24 protein-coding genes are annotated in these 19,384 nt (G+C 35.0%); 22 read left to right on the forward strand and 2 right to left on the reverse strand.

Going from position 1 to position 19,384, the window contains the following annotated elements; genetic code table 11:
* A partial coding sequence (locus tag ACFSTE_RS13235) for a helix-turn-helix domain-containing protein (RefSeq protein ID WP_378298184.1) occupies positions 1-108 on the reverse strand: 108 nt, incomplete at its 3' end.
* A gap of 161 nt (positions 109-269) precedes the next feature.
* Here ACFSTE_RS13235 and ACFSTE_RS13240 point away from each other — a divergent pair.
* The 14 genes from ACFSTE_RS13240 to ACFSTE_RS13305 all read left to right on the forward strand — a co-directional run bounded on the left by ACFSTE_RS13240 (position 270) and on the right by ACFSTE_RS13305 (position 12,090).
* Positions 270-434: a hypothetical protein gene (locus ACFSTE_RS13240; protein ID WP_378256015.1), complete on the forward strand. Its 165-nt coding sequence runs from the start codon at positions 270-272 to the stop codon at positions 432-434.
* Positions 435-662: 228 nt separating this feature from the next.
* Positions 663-1,385, forward strand: a complete 723-nt coding sequence (locus tag ACFSTE_RS13245; protein ID WP_378256013.1) for a hypothetical protein — start codon at positions 663-665, stop codon at positions 1,383-1,385.
* 287 nt (positions 1,386-1,672) lie between these two features.
* The gene (locus ACFSTE_RS13250; protein WP_378256011.1) at positions 1,673-1,861 is read left to right on the forward strand and encodes a hypothetical protein; all 189 of its coding nucleotides are present in this window, start codon (positions 1,673-1,675) and stop codon (positions 1,859-1,861) included.
* A 47-nt stretch (positions 1,862-1,908) separates the two neighbouring features.
* Complete coding sequence (locus ACFSTE_RS13255) at positions 1,909-2,409, forward strand: terminase small subunit (protein WP_378256009.1); 501 nt, start codon at positions 1,909-1,911, stop codon at positions 2,407-2,409.
* The gene (locus tag ACFSTE_RS13260) at positions 2,384-3,571 is read left to right on the forward strand and encodes a PBSX family phage terminase large subunit (protein ID WP_378256007.1); all 1,188 of its coding nucleotides are present in this window, start codon (positions 2,384-2,386) and stop codon (positions 3,569-3,571) included. Before ACFSTE_RS13255 ends, ACFSTE_RS13260 begins: the two co-directional genes overlap by 26 nt.
* On the forward strand, positions 3,547-4,122 hold the full coding sequence (locus ACFSTE_RS13265; protein WP_378256005.1) for a hypothetical protein: 576 nt from the start codon (positions 3,547-3,549) through the stop codon (positions 4,120-4,122). The genes ACFSTE_RS13260 and ACFSTE_RS13265 overlap by 25 nt, the downstream gene beginning before the upstream one ends.
* The gene (locus tag ACFSTE_RS13270) at positions 4,122-4,553 is read left to right on the forward strand and encodes a hypothetical protein (RefSeq protein WP_378256003.1); all 432 of its coding nucleotides are present in this window, start codon (positions 4,122-4,124) and stop codon (positions 4,551-4,553) included. The genes ACFSTE_RS13265 and ACFSTE_RS13270 overlap by 1 nt, the downstream gene beginning before the upstream one ends.
* On the forward strand, positions 4,543-5,022 hold the full coding sequence (locus ACFSTE_RS13275; RefSeq protein ID WP_378256001.1) for a hypothetical protein: 480 nt from the start codon (positions 4,543-4,545) through the stop codon (positions 5,020-5,022). Before ACFSTE_RS13270 ends, ACFSTE_RS13275 begins: the two co-directional genes overlap by 11 nt.
* Positions 5,019-6,125, forward strand: coding sequence for a hypothetical protein (locus ACFSTE_RS13280; RefSeq protein ID WP_378255999.1), 1,107 nt, complete (start codon positions 5,019-5,021; stop codon positions 6,123-6,125). The genes ACFSTE_RS13275 and ACFSTE_RS13280 overlap by 4 nt, the downstream gene beginning before the upstream one ends.
* A complete protein-coding gene (locus tag ACFSTE_RS13285) occupies positions 6,122-8,098 on the forward strand; it encodes a hypothetical protein (RefSeq protein WP_378255997.1) in 1,977 nt (658 codons plus the stop codon). The genes ACFSTE_RS13280 and ACFSTE_RS13285 overlap by 4 nt, the downstream gene beginning before the upstream one ends.
* 3 nt (positions 8,099-8,101) lie before the next feature.
* Complete coding sequence (locus ACFSTE_RS13290) at positions 8,102-8,629, forward strand: hypothetical protein (RefSeq protein WP_378255995.1); 528 nt, start codon at positions 8,102-8,104, stop codon at positions 8,627-8,629.
* Between the two features lies 1 nt (position 8,630).
* Positions 8,631-11,579, forward strand: coding sequence for a hypothetical protein (locus ACFSTE_RS13295; protein ID WP_378255993.1), 2,949 nt, complete (start codon positions 8,631-8,633; stop codon positions 11,577-11,579).
* Complete coding sequence (locus tag ACFSTE_RS13300; protein WP_378255991.1) at positions 11,576-11,866, forward strand: hypothetical protein; 291 nt, start codon at positions 11,576-11,578, stop codon at positions 11,864-11,866. The genes ACFSTE_RS13295 and ACFSTE_RS13300 overlap by 4 nt, the downstream gene beginning before the upstream one ends.
* Positions 11,866-12,090, forward strand: a complete 225-nt coding sequence (locus ACFSTE_RS13305) for a hypothetical protein (RefSeq protein WP_378298182.1) — start codon at positions 11,866-11,868, stop codon at positions 12,088-12,090. Before ACFSTE_RS13300 ends, ACFSTE_RS13305 begins: the two co-directional genes overlap by 1 nt.
* Here ACFSTE_RS13305 and ACFSTE_RS13310 read toward each other — a convergent pair.
* Positions 12,065-12,607: a hypothetical protein gene (locus ACFSTE_RS13310; protein ID WP_378255987.1), complete on the reverse strand. Its 543-nt coding sequence runs from the start codon at positions 12,605-12,607 to the stop codon at positions 12,065-12,067. The genes ACFSTE_RS13305 and ACFSTE_RS13310 overlap by 26 nt on opposite strands.
* A 94-nt stretch (positions 12,608-12,701) precedes the next feature.
* Here ACFSTE_RS13310 and ACFSTE_RS13315 point away from each other — a divergent pair, with 94 nt between their 5' ends.
* From ACFSTE_RS13315 to ACFSTE_RS13350, 8 genes are read left to right on the forward strand one after another with little or no spacing between them, the layout of a single operon-like run.
* Positions 12,702-13,892, forward strand: coding sequence for a hypothetical protein (locus ACFSTE_RS13315; RefSeq protein WP_378255985.1), 1,191 nt, complete (start codon positions 12,702-12,704; stop codon positions 13,890-13,892).
* A complete protein-coding gene (locus tag ACFSTE_RS13320; protein WP_378255983.1) occupies positions 13,882-14,931 on the forward strand; it encodes a hypothetical protein in 1,050 nt (349 codons plus the stop codon). Before ACFSTE_RS13315 ends, ACFSTE_RS13320 begins: the two co-directional genes overlap by 11 nt.
* Before the next feature lie 13 nt (positions 14,932-14,944).
* Entirely contained in the window at positions 14,945-15,553 is a 609-nt protein-coding gene (locus ACFSTE_RS13325) for a hypothetical protein (protein WP_378255981.1), read from the forward strand.
* A complete protein-coding gene (locus ACFSTE_RS13330) occupies positions 15,516-16,118 on the forward strand; it encodes a hypothetical protein (RefSeq protein ID WP_378255979.1) in 603 nt (200 codons plus the stop codon). The genes ACFSTE_RS13325 and ACFSTE_RS13330 overlap by 38 nt, the downstream gene beginning before the upstream one ends.
* Entirely contained in the window at positions 16,115-17,251 is a 1,137-nt protein-coding gene (locus ACFSTE_RS13335; RefSeq protein ID WP_378255977.1) for a hypothetical protein, read from the forward strand. The genes ACFSTE_RS13330 and ACFSTE_RS13335 overlap by 4 nt, the downstream gene beginning before the upstream one ends.
* Positions 17,235-17,741 (forward strand): DUF6712 family protein, encoded by a 507-nt coding sequence (locus ACFSTE_RS13340; protein ID WP_378255975.1) that lies wholly within the window; start codon positions 17,235-17,237, stop codon positions 17,739-17,741. Before ACFSTE_RS13335 ends, ACFSTE_RS13340 begins: the two co-directional genes overlap by 17 nt.
* The gene (locus ACFSTE_RS13345) at positions 17,738-19,102 is read left to right on the forward strand and encodes a hypothetical protein (RefSeq protein WP_378255973.1); all 1,365 of its coding nucleotides are present in this window, start codon (positions 17,738-17,740) and stop codon (positions 19,100-19,102) included. The genes ACFSTE_RS13340 and ACFSTE_RS13345 overlap by 4 nt, the downstream gene beginning before the upstream one ends.
* Positions 19,103-19,105: 3 nt before the next feature.
* Positions 19,106-19,300 (forward strand): hypothetical protein, encoded by a 195-nt coding sequence (locus ACFSTE_RS13350; RefSeq protein ID WP_378255971.1) that lies wholly within the window; start codon positions 19,106-19,108, stop codon positions 19,298-19,300.
* The last annotated feature ends 84 nt before the right edge of the window (positions 19,301-19,384 follow it).

The following is a 19,384-nucleotide window of genomic DNA, read 5'->3' on the forward strand; positions in this document are numbered from 1 at the left end:
ATTGTTAATCCTTTTAGACAAGGCTTGTCTACTGATACCTAGTCTTTTGGCTAAGTCTGGTAGTTTTAAGCCTTTTTCTTTGCAAATCTCTTTAATTCTTAATTCCATATAAGCAAATATAATGTAAAACTAAAGGTTGACAAAATATTTAAAAAGTAAAACTAAAGGTTGACAAAAAATTGCAAATGTCAACTTAAAGGTTTACATTTGTAATGTGTTAATATTGAAAACCAACAAACCGAACAATTAAATCATAAAATTAAATTAATATGCATACACTTGAAATATTATTAAAAGAAGCTCAACAGCAATCAGAAAAAATTCAAAATAAAAATCGAACCAGAGAGATGAGCTTAGTTATAACAAAAATAGAAGAAGCTCAATTGTGGTTAATGAGGCTGAGACATGAAGATTTGAAAAAACAATTATCATAACAAGAGGTTATCCAGACTATAACGCTTATGAAGAAAGTACTTTATTGGAAGATCGAAGTTGGGATGCGCATGGAGGTGTTGAGCTATCTATATGCGAGTACTGTAACTTGAGAAGCGACTACTGTGACTGTGAAAATTGATTATAAAACCCATAACAAATAATTGCGGAAAACCGCAATAAAAAACTACAAATAAAAAGTAAATTTGAAATCTTAAAAACCAAACAAAATGAAAATACTCTTAAACATATTCGCTTTATCAATCATACTAACATCTTGCTCTAAAGATGAATTCGAAGGAGATTGCAACTGTGTAACGAGAACATCAAAGTACCAAGATGGAAAAATTACTTTTTCTCAAAACATACATAAAGATATTTACCAGTCTTTTGAACAGGGATCGTATCCAGAAGTCGGAGGAGACAACAAAAAGGCTATAGTGAAAAAACCAGAAGGATCAAGCGAGGTTGTTTTTAGTATGGACTTTAAAGGGAGTTTGGTTTTTCAAAAAGAAATAAACGATCCTGTAGACTATATAGTGTTAGATCTAGGAATAGTATCAAAAGATGCTGCTATGGATTTTAGACAAATAGCAATGGACGGAGCACAGGCTACAGTAAGATCAGAACTTGTTATAGTACATGATGGGAAGGACCAAGAAATACTTAAGTTTACAGACAGAGAACGAATCATTAAGATGTCACCTTCTCATTATAACGGGAAATATGAATATCACTTAAGATTAGATACTTATGTTGACTTTAATTCAGGAGAAGAGATAGAGGTGTTTCCAAGAAAAATAAATATAAATAGATTCGTGATAACTGCATATCAGGATATGGAAAATCCAGAAAGATATAGTTCATACACACACAAAGGAGATTGTAGTGAAAATCGCGTTGAATATCTTGTAGATGGTATGTTTCAAAAAACATTCTGTACCGAAAAATAGTTAACAACTTTGTTGAAAAATACAACGGCTTTATTCTTGATAAACAAGGGTAAAGCCGTATTTTTGTTATAGAAGTAACACTGATTACTTCTTTTCTCATTATAGAGAAATGACTTCTTTAGACTTCCCAGCCTTCTTTGACTTCTTTTTAACAAGAAATCTTTTTGAAAACACACGTAAAGATCTATTTCGATTTTTTCGACCTAGACACGCACGACTCACGGCATGAGTGCGAGCTAACAGAACAATCTTGCGTTCTTGACATCCACCATATCCAAAGACGGGGAATGGGTGGCAATCCTGCTATGGATAGAATCGAAAACCTAATAGGTATAAACAGAAAAGACCACGAATACCTAGGAGAAAAGAACCACTTCAAATCAATGCTTTATCGGAAACATATGAAACACCTAGAGAGAAGCGGTAAGTCATATGATAAAGCTTGGATTATTCAGCAAATAGAGAAATACGATTAAACAAACACACTGTACGGAAGTAATTCGAATTGTAATACGGTTAAGAGATGTCAGCAAAAACAAGAACTGCAAAAAATAAAAATCTCAGTGAAGCGATGAAAGGAAACAAGAACGCTGTAGGAAACAATGGTGGATGCCCGAGAATATTCGAAACCCCTGAAGATTTAGAAAAAAAATGTGATTCGTATTTCGATTGGGCAGATAGCAACCCCTGGTACAAGAACGAAGCACTGAAAGGAGGAGACAGGGCAGGCGAGATAATATCTATTCCTATGCAAAGACCATATACCCTTAAAGGGTTGTGCTTGTTTTTAGAAATAACAACAAATTGCTGGAGAGATTACGAAGAAAGAGCTGAGTTTATTAACATCACAACACGTGTAAGAGAGAGAATAGACAACCAGCAGTTCGAAGGAGGAATGGTTGGAGTCTTTAACGCGAATCTTTCAGCTCGAAGACTAGGAATGATTGATAAGACAGAACAAAAGGTAGTACTAGAGCAACCATTATTTAAATTAAAAGATGTTCCAAACAACAACATCGATTAGTAAAATAATAAAACTAGAAGCCTTTGTAAAAGGTATCCAAGGGGGTACATCGGCAGGAAAGACTTTTGGTATTATTCCTATCGAAGTAAATCATTGTTGTACTTTTCCAAATACCGAAACATCTATTGTATCTGAATCTTTCCCTCACTTAAAAAGAGGAGCGATTAAAGATTTCAAAAAAATAATGAAATCAACCGGACGCTGGTTTGATTCTCGCTGGCACAAAACTGATAGTATTTACACATTTGGCAACGGTAGCACCATTGAGTTTTTTTCAGCCGACAATGACTCTAAATTAAGAGGAGCTAGAAGAGATCGTCTATATATAAATGAAGCTAACAATATAACATTCTTAGCTTATACTGAGCTAGCATCAAGAACAAAACAATCTATCACTTTAGACTGGAACCCTATCAATGAATTCTGGTTTCATGAAGAATTACAAGGGGACGCCGATGTGGATATGTTAATCTTGAGTTATCTGGATAATGAAGCTTGCCCGGAAAGCGCTAAGAAATTTATTCTAAAAGCTAAAGAAAAAGCAAAAACATCTTCTTGGTGGGCGAATTGGTATAAAGTTTATGGACTTGGTCATCTCGGAAGACTAGAAGGAGTTGTACTTGAAAACTGGAAACAAGTAGACAAGGTACCAAAAGAAGCTGAATTGATAGGGTACGCGATTGACTTTGGATTCACTAATGACCCTACAACATTAATAGCATGTTATAAATGGAACGGGAAGCTTGTTTGGAAAGAGCTTATTTATGAAAAAGGCTTAACAAATGATCAAATCGCAAAACGAATGAAATCTTTAGGAATTAAGAAGAATGATTTTGTAGTTGCTGATAGTTCGGAGCCTAAAAGTATCGCTGAGATAAACGCTTACGGTTTTTCTGTTAAAGGAGCAGAAAAAGGAAGAGATTCGATCAACTTCGGAATATCTGTTTTACAAGAACATGAAATGCTTGTCACTTCTGATAGCGTGAACATGATTAAAGAGCTTAGGAAATATTCCTGGGACAAAGACAAGACAGGTAAGAGATTAAATAAACCGATTGACGAGTTCAATCATACGATTGACCCAATGCGGTACATCGCACAAATGAAATTATCAAAAAAGAAATCTGGAAAAAGAAAATGGGGAGGAAGCCGTATAGCATAGAAGAAATATTCACAAAACCACCAACACTTCGTCAGTATGAAAAATTAGACACAGAAGTAAAGGAGGTAGTGGACGACATTGTGAGAAACTCACTTAAAAACAACAATGTTCTCAGGATAGGAAAAAAAAGAATAGCGCCCAAAAAAGATAGTCTATGGCTCTTCTCATGGAGTGATATAATTGAGATTAGTGTTTTGATAGAGGAGGCTAATTTGATAGAGATATTAAAGATCGTGTACAATGTAGGTAGCTGGGAAGTAAGAAGAGCAAGTGTATTTAATTGCTTTGCTGTTTACAAGTGGATTTCTGAAAGCTTAAAAAATATTGCAGAGGCAGAAGAAAATGAACTAGGAGGAGAGTTAAGCGCTAAAGAGAAAGAAGCAGGAGTTGAAAAACTAGAAAGGTACGGTCACAGAGTAAGGTTAAGAAACCTTACCAATGGCGATTGGACCAAGTCAGAATATTACCTAAGCCTCCCATACGAAAGAATTGTTGAAATAAGTGCCATGGATAAAGATATTCAAGAAATAATAAACAAACTATCTAGATAATGTTGATAGAAAAGCTAAGAGAAATAACAGGAGAATTAGGCTGGTCTTTTAATATAGGTAGAGGGCATTGGCAGAATCTTATTGATTTCCCGGATGATACCGATGATATATTCGAGGACAAACAAAAGTATTTTTTACACCTCTGGAAAGATACTGATTTCATTCTAAATGAATATGGAGCCGTAATAAAAAAGGTGTATAGGGGAGAGGCTATCTTATGTGTCCGGTCAAAAATTGATGATTCGGATTATAACTACAAGTACGAGAATAATATTAGACACTTGGAGCCTCTGATTGAATCGTTTGTTGAGTCTTTTAGCATTTGCGAAGAATTCAAAGTTGATTCAATAAAAACCGTAGAAGTAGAGAATATATACGACAACAACCTTGATGGGGTGAAGATTAAATATGTGATATCTAATGAAGACTAAAGAAGAGATATATAATAAATATCTGGAGAGCTTAAGAGTCAAAATCATTGCTAAGTATGATGAGCTAGGGCTTAGAGCATCAGGAAAATTCGAAAGAGGACTAGAAAAAGAAATCAAAGGAGACACCTTAACCATGTGGTCAGAGAAGCATGCAATCTTCATGGAACACGGAAGGAGTAGTGGAGGGTTTCCTGTGGTGAGTGAGATTGAAGAATGGATCGAGGTTAAGGATAGTTTACCTATAGAATTCAAGGAAAACAAAAGACGTTTTGCATTTATTATCGCTAGAAAGATAGCAAGAGAAGGAATCACAGTTCCAAACACATACAACAAAGGAGAGGTTATAAGCAGTGTGGTTAAAGACTTTTTAGCGGATGACCTTAGAAAAATGATAGAAGAGCTAGGAGATATATACTCTAGAAAAGCACAAAGCGATGTGGTTGAATTATTTAAACAAGCAGCAGCATGATTGAAATATTTAATGAGCCAAAGAGTAGACCTGTGTCAGCGTACAATAATTGTGTGTTGGAGTTCCGTGTTACAGACAACACGCCTGTAAAGGCTGTAGTAACAATCAACGGTTTCCCTTTTGATAGAGCGCCAAGTCCGACAGGAGATTTTTATTTTGAATTCAAAAAGATTGCAGCAACACTGATCAATCAAGATCACTTTTCAGACAAGACAGAGATTACTGACAACCGAAAGTATTTAATACATGATAGTCATCTTCATTTGGAGTTAAATATTGAAGTGTGTGTAAAAATGATTGACGGAACAGAACAGATAAAAGAGCTTAAATACTCACTTATAAAATCGGTTGATCAGATTGTTAGAAAAAAGGTAAGCAACATTGCAGACGGAAAAATAAAGTTATTGATTCCGAACTCAGACAAAACAAGCCGCGTAACATATTTCGAAGGATTGCCATTTGATTTTAGCATTTACTCTGATCAAGACAGAGAAGTTACAATCACTAACGCAGGAAATAGTATAGAACTGAATCTAAAAAAAGGAGTAAACAGGCTGTTTGTTTCAAATGGTGAAAATGACAACAAAGGGTTTGAATATGATCTACCGCTACATCTTGGTGTAAATGAACTAGAGATTAAAATTAATGGATCTACATACGTCACCTTATTTTTAAAAAAGATCCAGGCATGTAGTGGTAAATACATTAAGTACTTTAATCAATCAGGAGGCTGGTCATACTTTAGGTTTAAACGTTTGCATAAAGAAAAGCTTAAAACAAAAGGTTATAAAACAATAAACAAAGGCTTTGATAATATTGAAAACATAACCTCAAATCGATCAATGATTGGTTTTGAAGCAGAAGGGGAGCATCTTGTTAGCACTGGAAAAATAGAAGCTTATGAAAGAGATCAAATAAAACAATTATACACATCTCCTATGGTCCAGCTATACATGAATGAGAATTTTCAAAGATTCTCAATTAGCGACTTTGCTCAGGTTAAACTAAGCAATAACAATATCAATATTCTTTCAAAATCAATGGATTTCGGGAACATGGTTTTATCGTACTCACTTCCTAAAATGTATACACAGAAACTATGATAGAGGTATATATAAACGGAAGAAGAGCGGATACAGATGAAAATACTCTGATTGTTGAAACAAAACAAATCAACGATTTTTTCGAAATAAAAGATAGACAAACAGGAGTGACAAACAGATTTCGTCTCCCTTGGACCCCTAATAACAACTTAATATTTGATATGCTAGGAATGGACGGGAGTAAATCTGTTCTCCCCTACCGTATTTCTTCTATAGAAGTAAGAAGAGAAGGGATAACAACGATCGAGAATGGAAGCATGATCATAGGTGATGTTATAGAGGAATCATATTACGAGATCTATGCTTATGACGGAATCATAGATATCTACAATGCTATTGGGGACACGAAAATATCTTCAGTGTTAGATATTCCTGAAATACTCTTAACTGATACTAGCTGGAAAAATAGTTTCTCTAATACATGGGAAGACGGCTTTACATTTCCTGTTGCTGATTACGGAAAGATAGATGGTGATATCATAGAATATAACTATCAAGCGCCTTGCGTGTTTATTAAATACATATGGAATAAAATATTTGAAATCACCGGGTTTAAATACGAATACCTAGGGAATGACAACTTATTTGAATGGGAAGATTTCGAAGAAATGGCAATAAGTGTAGATAGAGGTTACTCATCAAAAACAGAATCAGTTCCTGCTGAGAAAATATTGACCATAAATGGAGAAAAAGAGATTGACATCAGAGGAGTGTCGATGGATCTAGGAGGGCAGATAGTAATAATAACCCCAATTAATAGAGACAACATTCACTATTTGAAACTAGAAGAATCCATAGATACTCAGGAGATTCATCTATACTCAAGCTCGAATCAATTTGACCGATCAAGAATCAAAATTTCTAATGATGGATTTTACAAGCTCGATATTAGTTGTTTTGTTAGGGTCAGAAGAGTTAATAACTTAAGACTTGTTGTAGAGAAAAACGGAATAGATCTATTCGAAGTAAAAAACAACTTTTCACAAGGAGAGAATATATTCGATTTTACCAGAAGAATTTATTTAAGAAAAAATGAAGAGTTGTATATAAAATTTCTAGCAGATCCTAGTGAAAATCAAATAAGATATAATTACAACTTGACATTAGATCTGTTTATAGATAACAGTAATGTTGTCATAAACTTCAACTCCTATCTGACAAGCACATCTTTAAAACAGGTGATGAAAGATGTAATGCATCATTACGGGTTGATAACACAAAGAACAAAGAAAACGTATTATTTTAAAAGGATTGAAGATCTTCTTAATGATTATAAAAATAGTGAAGATTGGTCAGGCAAATTTCACAAAAAGGTCAAAAAGTCTTCAAAAGTAGGGAACTACGCGCAAAGCAATTACTTAAGATATCAGTATGATAATAAAGATGATGATTTTGCAGATTCTGTTATCAAAATAGACGATACCACAATTAGTGAAAATAAGGAAATTATAAGAAGAGCCTTTAAGGCGCCAGATAGCTCATCTTATATCATAGACGGACAAGTCTTAAGAAAGGCACCTCTTTTTGAAAAAGAGCTAGAAAAAGACGGAACAGTAAAAAGCATAAAACCTAAAAAAAGTAAGCCTTTTCTTTTGAGAATTGAAAGAAGACAAGCTTCGTTTGAGTATAAAGTTTCTGGGTCATCAAACACCAATACGCACAGCGGAATAACTCCTTTCGCTACTTTCAGGGATTATGATCATAACGAGCTAGTTGCTCTCAACTACACGTCCTTTGGAAATATGATCAATCAAGGAAAAAAACTATGGATAGAAGCTTATATCACTCCATTGGATATTCACTTTCTAAATTTCATGAAACTTAAATATATCAAACAATTAGGAGAGCTGGTATATATAAATAAAGTAAACTATAGCGGATACAATACATCAAAATGCGAAGTGATACCAGTTAGTATTGTAGAGCAAAACGGGGAGTATGACGACGATTATTCAACAGATTATAACATTTAAATTATGGGACTAGGAAGAACCGGGCTAACAGAAATGTTTGGATTGATATTTCCAACAAATAAATCAAAGCAAATCAAAGCGAAAAACCACAGAAAAGCATTAAACGACTTTTCGGATTCTGTTTTTAATCTTAAAGATGATAAGCTTGAAAATATAAAATACAATGACACAAACACCTTGGCTCAGTATTTACAGAACATTATTTCTAATGTTGTAAAAAAAGGCAAAGCTATAGATATCGACGCGGGAGGAGACAAAGGAACAACTTACAGTGTAGAAGGAGTAGTTTTAAAAGCGGAAATAACAGAGAATGTTGGTGCTGATTGTATACTTGAAATCACTTTCAATCAAAATATATCAGAAAAAACACTGATTCCGGTATTGTATGCTCATCCAGACGAACTATGGAACAATAACAATGATGTTATTATGACACTTCAGAAGAATAGCGCTACAAAAATAAACCTGTTGCTCAGAGAGGTTAGCAACAACTCTATTCAAAAAATGACTGTTGAATTTATATTGATTTAAGATGGAGAGAATAAAGTTAGTTGAGCTTGATATCGACACTGATAGCTTGTTAAAGAGAGCATCAGATGCCAGAGAAAATATTGAACGATTAAAGAAGGAGACTAAATATTATAAAGATTCTTTAGAAGAAGGGCAGAACCTTATAAAGTCATACAAAAATGATCTAGCTAAGCTAGAGAAACAGGGCAAGAAGAATTCAGCAGAATACAAGGAGAGAGAAAAAGATCTAGAATCACTAATCAAAGTCAATGAAAGGAAGAAGATTCAGCTTGAGAAATCAAGTAGTGAACTAAGAACACAACAAAGTAGCTATAGAGGACTAAAGAAACAAGTTGATGTTTTTAATAGAACACTAATAAAGGAGGCAGATGTTATAAGAACTACAAATGGATCGATAGAGCAATTAAGCCAAGCATTAAGTACTAACAGAAGAATTTACAAATCTCTATCCAAGGAGCAGAGAGAGCACACGGAAGCAGGGAGAGAATTACTCGCTTTAATCATTCAACAAGATGAGGAATATAAAGATCTTAATCGGACCATGGGGGTTACTCAAGTTGATGTAGGTAACTATAAAGGACAGATAAAAGAGCTTATTGAAGAAAATCTTTCGTTGTCAAATACTTTCAGAGGACAAATAGAACAAATCCCTGTTGTTGGAGGGTTTCTAGGTAACTTGTACGGAATACTTGCAATGTACGTAAAAGGTCAGAGAGCGGCGGCAATAGCTACAAAAGGAAACACAAAAGCTTTAAAGTTATTCAGACTCGCGCTCATAAGTACAGGGATAGGAGCTATTGTAGTTGTTATTGGAACACTAATAACGTACCTGGCAACAACTCAAAGCGGAATCAATAGAGTAAATAAAGTTCTCATCCCCCTTAAAATTATACTCCATAGCCTGCTCGGAGTTATTCAAAATGTAGGGGATGCGATGTTTTCGGCATTTGATAGTCCGCAGGAAGCTTTGGAGGCTTTATGGGAGGCTATAAAAACTAATTTGATAAATAGATTTAGTGCTATTGGAGATTATTTTTCAGCATTAAAGAAGATTATTAATAGTGGTTTTACTGATGGTTATGAAGATTTAGCAAATTCGACATTAAAGTTTGCTACCGGAGTAGATGATGTAATAGGAAAAACAAGAGACCTGGCAGAAACAGCAGGGGAGTTTTTTTCAGAAGCCATCAAAAGAGGGGAGAGAATAGCAGAAATCACTCAAAAACTTAGCGAAACAGAAGCTGATTTTATTCTTCAGGTAGCAAAAGGGAAAGAGGAATTTAAGGCACAAAACAAGATTGCTGAAGATCAAACCAAAACACTAGCAGAAAGAGAGGCGGCAGCAAAAAAGTCAATTGAGATACTTAGAGAAACAAACGAAGCTCAAAGAGAAAGGAATGCATTAGAATTAGAGTTGCTAAAATTGAAATCACAATCAAACGACACTAGCGACGCAGATAGAACAGAAATAGCCAATAAAATAGCTGAACTACGTGCTGCCAATGCTGAGTTACTGGAAGCAGAAACAACTCAGCAAAATAAACTGAATTCAATACGTAAAGAAGCATACAACAAATATCTTACAGCAAGACAGAAAGCTATTGATGCAGCAATAAAGAAAAGCAAAACACTTCTTCAGATATTTATAGAAGAACAAGGGTTAAGAGCAAAAACACTCTCAGAAGAATTAACTCTTGCGGAAGAGTTGAGAGATAAAAAAATCCAGATATTAAAAGAAGAGCTGGCTGCAAAAAAAATAACTCAACTCGAGTACAGTTTAGCAGTTCTTCAATTAGATAATGATCTGATAAAAAGAAGAGCGGAAATCGCAGCAGATAATGCTAGGCGTGAATTTGAGTTATTTAAAGAATCCCATCAAGCCAAATTAGACGCAAACATTTTCTTTACAGAGCAATTGCTGAATCAAGAAGTAAACAGGCTTGATCTAATTGCAGAAAAAGAGAGAGAATACCACAAGAGACGACTAGAGCAAGGTGTCATAAATCAACAAGAATATAATGATGCCATCAACAGTGTTGATAAAGAAAATGAACTTGCTAAAAAAGAAGCTAATAACAGAAGGAAAGAGGCAGAAAAAGAAGAAGAAGCGATTCAGTTTGAAATAGACAGGCTAGAGGAAGAAGAGAAGTATAACAATCAGTATGATCTTGATGTAGCAAGAATTAAAGCTGAAAGGGATCGTGATCTAAAAGCAGCAGCCGGTAATGCCAAGTTGATAGAGCTAATTGAGAAACGTAGCGCTGACAGTATTGAGAAGATTACAGAAGAAAAAGAAAAGGCTAGATTCCAACATGCTGCTGATACTTTTGGAGGAGTTTCTAAATTATTAGGAGAACATACGGCAGCAGGAAAAGCAGCTGGAATTGCACAAGCAACAATCAACACTTACCAAGGTATTACAGAGGTTTGGAAGGCGCCAGCTGTTCTGCCAGAACCTTTCAATACAGCAAGTAAGACAGTAGCAACAGGGGTAACACTGGCAAGTGGTCTGGCAGCGGTACAAAAAATTACATCAGTGAAGGAGCCTACAATTAAATACCAAAGAGGAGGGTATATCGAAGGAGACTCTCACGACAGAGGAGGAGTTCCTTTCACAGTAGATGGAGTGCCGGGATTTGAAGCACAAGGAGGTGAGTACATCATAAATAAACGCTCAACAAAAAAACATAGAGCGCTGATTGAAATGATAAATAAAGACACAGGAGTAAGCAGGTACAATACGAGGAGATATTTTAGAGATGGAGGAATTGTAACTAACTCAGTCTCTAAATCACCAAGAAAAGTTTTCGACTACGATACATTAGCGGATAAAATAGGAGACAAAGTAGCTCAAGCATACGAAAGTCTTCCTCCATCTGAAGTATCAGTAAAAGAAATTATATCACAAGCAAATAGAACAACAAAAGTAACAGAAGGATCAAGTGTATGAGTGAGATAGACGATATAATTAGTGAGATAGACGATATAATTAATGGGTGGAAAAACTACCTAACAAGCGACGAGCTGATCATTGAACAAGCAAAAGAAAGAGCGCTAATCTGCCTGGGGTGTGTAGATGAAAAAGGGAAGAAATCACTTAAATGGGGATTACATGCGGCAATCCTCCCTGACTATACACTTTCTGAAATAAAAGGATACTACTGCAAAATATGCAAGTGCCCTGCGTCAGTAGTAGTTAGAAGTAAGAATCATAAATGCCCACAAGGAAAATGGTAATGTTATATACAGAGTTAAAAGAAAAAGAAAGTGAAATAAAAGAATTAACCAAACTAGGGGTAGTATCTTCTAAGTGGCTTAGTTATATTCAGATTTATGAGGATTTTCACAAAAACCCAGAGATAAAGAAAATAGAAAGATACAATGAGCTTTGCACCAAATACGGATTCAAAGATGTATCTAATATTAGGAAAATAATTAGGAAACTAAAGCAATATCGGTAATGCTTTTTAGATCGCAAGACGCAAGATAAGAAGATTCATTCGCTACAATCTCGCAAACAATAGTGTCATTTTGAGAAAAGTCAGAATACTTTGTAGAGAAACTTAACTTTTTAGTTAAATACAACCCGGGGAGTATTCGTTCTTTTAAGTTTTTTTCGAAACTTGCATGAGGCACAGACTTTATTTGAAGTCCTTTTTCTGAAATAAAAAAACAATCCTTCATTGTATAAAAAATCTGCTCAGCAGTTTCGTTTTTTATTCTCAAACAAACACTGAAATAAGAATCGTTTTTCTGAATGCAATCAACCAGTATAGATACTGTGTTGTTGTCATTAATTTTACTAGACAGTTCACTGGAATATTTAGCTTCTCTAACCTTAATTTTACTAGGAAGGTGTGTAGGTGTTTTTTCTATGCTTGAAATGGCAGGTTTTAGAAAAAAATCGACCATCTTTATCCATACTTTTATCAGTACGTAACATACTGATATAGCTGCGAATGTGAGGATTATTGTCATAGTTTCAAATTTACTAAAAAAGTGGGAAAAATTAAACCTTTTTTTATGCAAAATCGCCCCCTACTTTAGCAAAAAGTAAGGGAAAAATAACCGAATGAGTAAGTCACATTTTAAAGCATCTGTTTCATTTTCTAATATGTCATTAAATGTTGATGAAAAAAATGGAATAATTAGAAACGTTGTTATTGTTCAACAAGGAGAAAATAAAAATGATTCTTATTTTAACGAAGCTTTTCTTGTTGACTTAGTAAACCAAGGAAACGAGCAAAAACAAGGGGTAAAGTGTCGATTTGGACACCCCAACGCTTGCGCAACTTCGCTGGGAACTTTCCTAGGCAGATACAAGAATTTCAAATTAGAAAACAACAAAGTATTTGCTGATTTATTTCTAGATACGATATCTCAAAAAACAGAGGTTGAAGGCAAGGGCATTTCTATGTGGGAGTATGTTGTTGAAATGGCAGGTCGTAACGCTGACATGTTCGGTAATTCAATTGTTATATTAAGCGAACTGTTTACTGAAAAAGTAAATGAAAAAGAGTTTGATTCTCATATACTACATTCTTTTATAGCTTCTGACTTAGTAGATGACCCGGCAGCAACAGACAGTCTCTTTAGTAATTCAAGTGACCTTGGTGTTATAGTTTCTGATTTTCTAGACAACAACCCTGAAGTGTTTAACACAATTCAAAAAGACCCGTCAGTCATTGAAGATTTCTTTGGGAGATATTCCGCTTATTTAAAAACTTATAAATCAAATTTTAATATGAGTATAATCGATAAAATCAAAAAGCAATTTAGCAAAGATTCTTTTGATATAGAATTGACAGACGCTACAGGGAAGATAATTAAGATTATCACAGAAGCAGAAGAGCCTCAGGTTGGAGATTCTGTAACAGACGAAGAAGGTGGAGCGATTTCAGATGGAGATGTAAAGCTAGCAGACGGGCGAACATTGGTTGTTTCTGGAGGTGAAATTTCAGAGATCAAGCCTAAAGAAGAAGAAAGCGAACCTACCCTTTCAGAAGTAATGCAAAGTATTGACACACTAAGAGGAGAGGTTTTTGGTCGGTTTGATAAAAATTCAAAAGAAAATGAAGAAGCAATTCTTCTTCTGTCTTCTGAAATGTCAAGTATTAACAGCAAGTTCAACACCTTAGCTAGGACGGTTAAGTCAAAAAAATTCGACACCCCTCCAGCTCCTCCAGCTCCTCCAAAACAAAAGTCAATGTACGATAGAGTAAAAGAACAGATAAACGAAAAAAAAGAAGACAATGGCATTTAATATTCACGAAGCATTTAAAGAAATAGCTACTGATGATAGATTCATACAGGATATAAGAGAAATATCAGTAAGTAAAGTATTTCATGAAGACACCAATAACTTCTTTACTATTGTTCCAGGAGTAAAAGGAGGGCAACAAGTGGCAGCTATGAAGGGCATAGAATATGTGACAAGAAAGTCACAGGGATGTGGTGGTCCATCTTTGTCTCCTAAATTCCCAGCAATTTCTCAAAAATGGAACCCTCAATTAGTAGAGGTTAAAATAAAATACTGCTACACTGAATTTATGCAGAAGTTTACGCAGTGGGGGTTAGCTAACGGACATAAGATAAAAGATCTGGGTGAGGCTGATTTTTTTCAGTTTATAGTTGATTTGGTTGTTGAAGCAATGAAGTTAGATGCTCAAAGAATTGTTTTGTTTGGAGATGAGGAAATTGCAGGTCAGAACATCTTAAACGACGAAAACAAAGTTCAGTATTACGATCTGATAAAAAAAGGGTTGATTCCTACGATGCAGTATTTTAATACACATCCTGAATTAATGGATAATTTTATCACACTTAGCAAAAACTCTGATCCAAATCAATACAATCTTGAAAGTGATTACTCGCTCAATTTGTACGAAAAACTTGTTGATACTTACGAGTTTGATGGAGACATATTGTTGTCAAGTCACAAGCTTTATAAGAATTACGAGAATTACTTCAAAAGACTTGCAGGGGTGGGGATTCAATCCTCTAAAGACGAAATTCAAAACGGAATTCAAAACCTGAAAGTAGATGGAGAAAATATCACTACTATCAAGAACTACGATCGTTGGAGAAACAATGATTTCAAAGTAGAAAATACTGTGCATTTGCCACACTTCGCTCTATTTACAAAAAAAGAGCACTTGCAGCTTGGTGTTGATGATGCTTCTGCTCTTGAGAACTTACACCTTGAATATATCGGAGGTGAAGACGAACACTTTTACATAAAAGGAAACTACATGATAGATTTCAAAATGACTAATCCTTTTGAGTTCCGTGCAGCTCTATAAAAACAGTAAATAAATGGGAAATTGTGATGCAAGATTGTCTGGTAAATTCGCAAGAATTTGTGGACATAAACCTAAGCAAGGTTTAGTAAGAAAATGGTACATCAACTGGGAGGATATTGACAGGGAAGCCACTCAGACAACAAACAGAGGGACTAAAGTGGAACTCCTTGTATTGAAGGCTGATGCTAAAATATACCCGGCAGAAGGAAATAATAAAACCTCAAAAGCCAACCACGCCTACAACAAAGCAGACTTTGGTGGAGGGTATATTCATACTGACAACTTCACTGTTATGTACAGAGGAGAAAGAGAAAGAGAAAGAATACAGGAGTTAGTTGACGGAGCAAAAGTTGTTACTATAATCGAAAAGGTTGATGGAGGATTAAATGGAGAATTAGCATTTGAGTTGGTAGGAATGGAGAGTGGAATGACCGTTACTGAAGATACTTGGAGTAGTTCGGAAAATAGCGGAACCACTCTCTTAACTGTAGCAACAGAAGAAGGAGAGGAAGAACTAACAGGAGTAAAATTGTTTTTGCAAAACACCTATACGGAAACTCTTGACTTTATAAAAGCGAACGAATATGGAGATCCACCAGCACCTCCTGAGCAATCAAGATAAGAATCTTCTTGATTTAATTAAGAATCTAGATTATAAGGAGATAACAACAGGGAAGTATAAAGATGACACCCCTTATCTAAAGCATGTGTTTAGACTGTACACTCTTCTTTTTGGAGGAGTGTGCAGCTCATGCCCGAACAATATTCCTATTTACATAGAAACCTTAAAAAAAATCAATAGAATGCAAGACACGAAAGAAAAAAAAGCAGGAGAATTTCAGCTAAAAAAAGGTGTGATTATTCCGATAAAAGGAACATCTAAAGCTTATTCTGAACATAATATTACAGATGAGATAGCTCTAAATCTTTTAAAGGAAAACCCTAACAGAATTTCTCTATTCTCGAAGACCCCAGAGGATATTAATGAGATGTTAGAAGGACACGAAGAAGCTTATGTGGAGATATTTGATTACGAATTGTCTATTGATCAAGCAAATCTTTTGCTTGAAAGAATAGGGATTGAAAGCAGAGCTACCACTGTCAAAGGTGTTGAGAAAAAGCTAGAATCTTTATCAACAGAGGACGAAGAAAAAATCAAAGAAATACTGTATAGCGAAGAAGAATGAAAAGCAGGGTCGCAAAAGCACATAAAGAAGAACGGAAGGAGATTTTTAACAAAAGATTTGGGGTTGTTTTCCATGGAGAAGACAACCTTAAGTCTTTAGAAAATGAAAATCTAATTGAGAATAGTCCGACAGCTTCGCAATGTGCTTGGATCTATGAATCTTTCTTATGTGGAGCAGGGTTTGAGGTTGAAATGAACGTAGATCTTAGTAGCAATTTTTGGGAAACAAAAACAGCAAATGACTTGCTTTATGATGTAGGGGAGTCCGTTTCTAAACATCAAGGATGCTTCATCCAAGTAAGATACAATGCTTTATATGAAAAGGCAGGTTACGAGGTGTTTCCATATACCGCTTGTAAATCTGGAAAGAAAGACAGCGTAGGGTATGCAGGTAAAATAATCTATTCACCAGAAGGATGGGGGAAGTCGCTGAACAAAAAAAAAGTCAAAGAGTTTGATTCGTACAATCCCGATCCAGAAATTATACAGGAACAAGTAGAAGCGGCAGGAGGATGGGAACATTATAATGGTCAAATGATGTTTTTCAAGATAGACTCAAAGTATACATATCCTAAAAGTAAGATTGAAAAGGTTGAAAGATTTGCAGATGCTGAATACCACATAGGGCTGTTTTATTCTTCTTTATGCAAAAGAGGATTTACTGATATCACAACAATTAGGCATAGAGCGTTTGATAATCCGGCAGAAGAAAACAAATTTTTCAATGATGCTCAACAAGTAACAGGGATTGAAAACGCATGTTCAGTGTGGATGCTAGAAGATGATTGGGATGATGAGTCGGAGAAAAATGGAAAATTTATATTCGGGAACATTAAAAGCGATCAAAAACCCGATAGGTATAGTCATGTAGAACAAAGCTCTTCTAACTTTATAAGAAAGGCATTCAATATTCCTCCTCAGCTTATAGACTTTGTACAAGGAAAGCTAGGGGCGACATCAGGAGAAGACTTAATAAAAGCTCAATCAATATACAACGCTAGTATAGCAAGAGAAAAAGACAAAATATCTAATCTTTTTAGAGAGCTTTTTAGAAATTTCGAAGAACCGATTAATCCAGAAAACAACTGGGCAATCAAACAATATTCTTTACTTGACGATGGAACTGTTAATTAACAAAAGCACTGTAGAAAGTTATTTAAACGTAGCTATAGGGGTCAGCGAAAAAGAATTCAACACATACATTGAGGAGGCTCAAGAGTTAGATCTTAAAGATATTCTGAGAGAGGAGTTTTATGTAGATCTGGTAATAAACAGAGAAGAGGACAAATGGAAACTACTTATTGAGGGAGGGAAATACTCCTATAACGACAGGGAATATATATTTAGCGGAATAGGAAAGGTTCTTTCCTATTTTACTTACGCTCGTTTTATTTTGAAAGGAAACATCACAAGTACGTCTCATGGCTTTGTGATAAAGAAAACACCTCACTCGGAACCTATTAATCTGGAGGAAAGAAGAAACTTTTACTACAAATATCGAGAGGACGCTTTTAAGATTTTTGAGGGTGTAAAAAAATACATTGAAAGAAAAGGAGATTATCCAAGCTTCAAAGAAGATTGTAGAAAATCATATAGACCATACAAAACAAGAATAATACAATGATAGCAAGATTTGAAAATGTAAATTCGCTTAAGTTTTCATTAAATGGAGTGCACTACTACAAAGTGTTTTTGTCTGTTTATATAGATGACAGACACATAAATGTAGTAAATGTCTATGATTCTAAATTTGTACTCTTGAACGCTACAAGTGTAGATAGAATAGAAGTAAACGGAACAATATACCAAGACTCAAAAGAATTAATAAAAGTTCTCTCGAGCGTTTTGTACACTAAAGATACTGGGGGAGTTGCCGAGACAATAACAACTTTAATAAAAAACGAAAATCAAGCTACATACACCTCTGAAGATGGAACAAAAACAGTTATTCCTCTGGGCGGTGAAACTATTGATCTTGTTTCTAAAAACACAAACATAAAGGATAAAGCAGTACAAAGTGGTACGCTGCACGATCGCTTTAGAGATGTTTACAGAAATTCTGGAGCCTGGGTAAAATCTTCATTTAGTAGCGTACCTAATCAAACTACGCCTTTAACAGAAATTAATCCAACAACAAACTACTATTATCTTGACACAACAGACAACGGAACAAGGTATCGTTACCTGTTAATTAAAAATGAATGGTACGCCAGTTCTAATGATGTATCGTTTTTATTGCGTGAAAGCGCAGGTTCGTATTTTAAAATAGTTCTTACACAATATTTTGGCAACGATAAAGATGTGTACGACAGAACTTTACTTAATTGCATTATAAAAAACGATCCAGAAGAATTGATATCGGGATACAAAGCATTTCCTATTCATAATAGTGGAGCGATAACAATAAACAGTGGTGTTCTTGACGCATGGGTTAGTCAGAGCATTCAAAGTGGAAAAGAAGTAATACCAATGAGTAATGTTCATAATCTTTATCAGTATCTATCAGATATGGAGAACAGATTATTAGCAAAACAAAACATTCTAAAGCTTTCCAACTCTCCAGTTAGATCGAAAACGCTGCATGATAGATTTACTAAGGCATTCAAGTTAATTGGTGAGTACGCAAACAAGGAGTATCATTACTCAGCGGCAAATCAAGTTAGCTTTTCCCCTGAATCTCCTTATGGACTTTGGCATAAAGACGCTACAGAAATATACTTCTTTGTAGAAAACGCTCCTTCTGTACCTAAATTAATGCCGGATTCACCAAACTTATTAGTGAAGATAAACGCTTTTATAGATTTTGAAAACGAAAATGATCCATTTGCCACTCAATTACTGGAGGTTATAGTAAGCTCGTCTCCAATCTCATTAGTGGAAGGGTATACCGCATATAGAGTAACATATAATAAGATGATAGTAGGAGGAGATGCTAAAAAGAAGGCGCATATTACTGCTAGTATTTCAGGAACAATAACCGTATAACAAATGAAAACAGAAAATATATTTGCTGCTTTGGCGATAGCTATTTTCGCTTGGTTTTTAGACCATTTGACAATTATAGGAGGAGTTGTAGCATTTTTGGTAGGTGTGTCCTCCTTGGTATTAAATATTTTGAGGATTTCATCAGAGATTAAGAAAAAAAGAGAATTAAAATGCAAAAAACAACCAAAGGAATATTAACGGTTTTAGCGATTGTCTTTGCTTCAATGGGAGTTGTGAATCTTACGGATTCACTCCCAAAAAACGAGACAAAAAAATACAGGA

Origin of the sequence: Aquimarina hainanensis (assembly GCF_042684685.1) — a bacterium.
GTDB lineage: Bacteria > Bacteroidota > Bacteroidia > Flavobacteriales > Flavobacteriaceae > Aquimarina > Aquimarina hainanensis.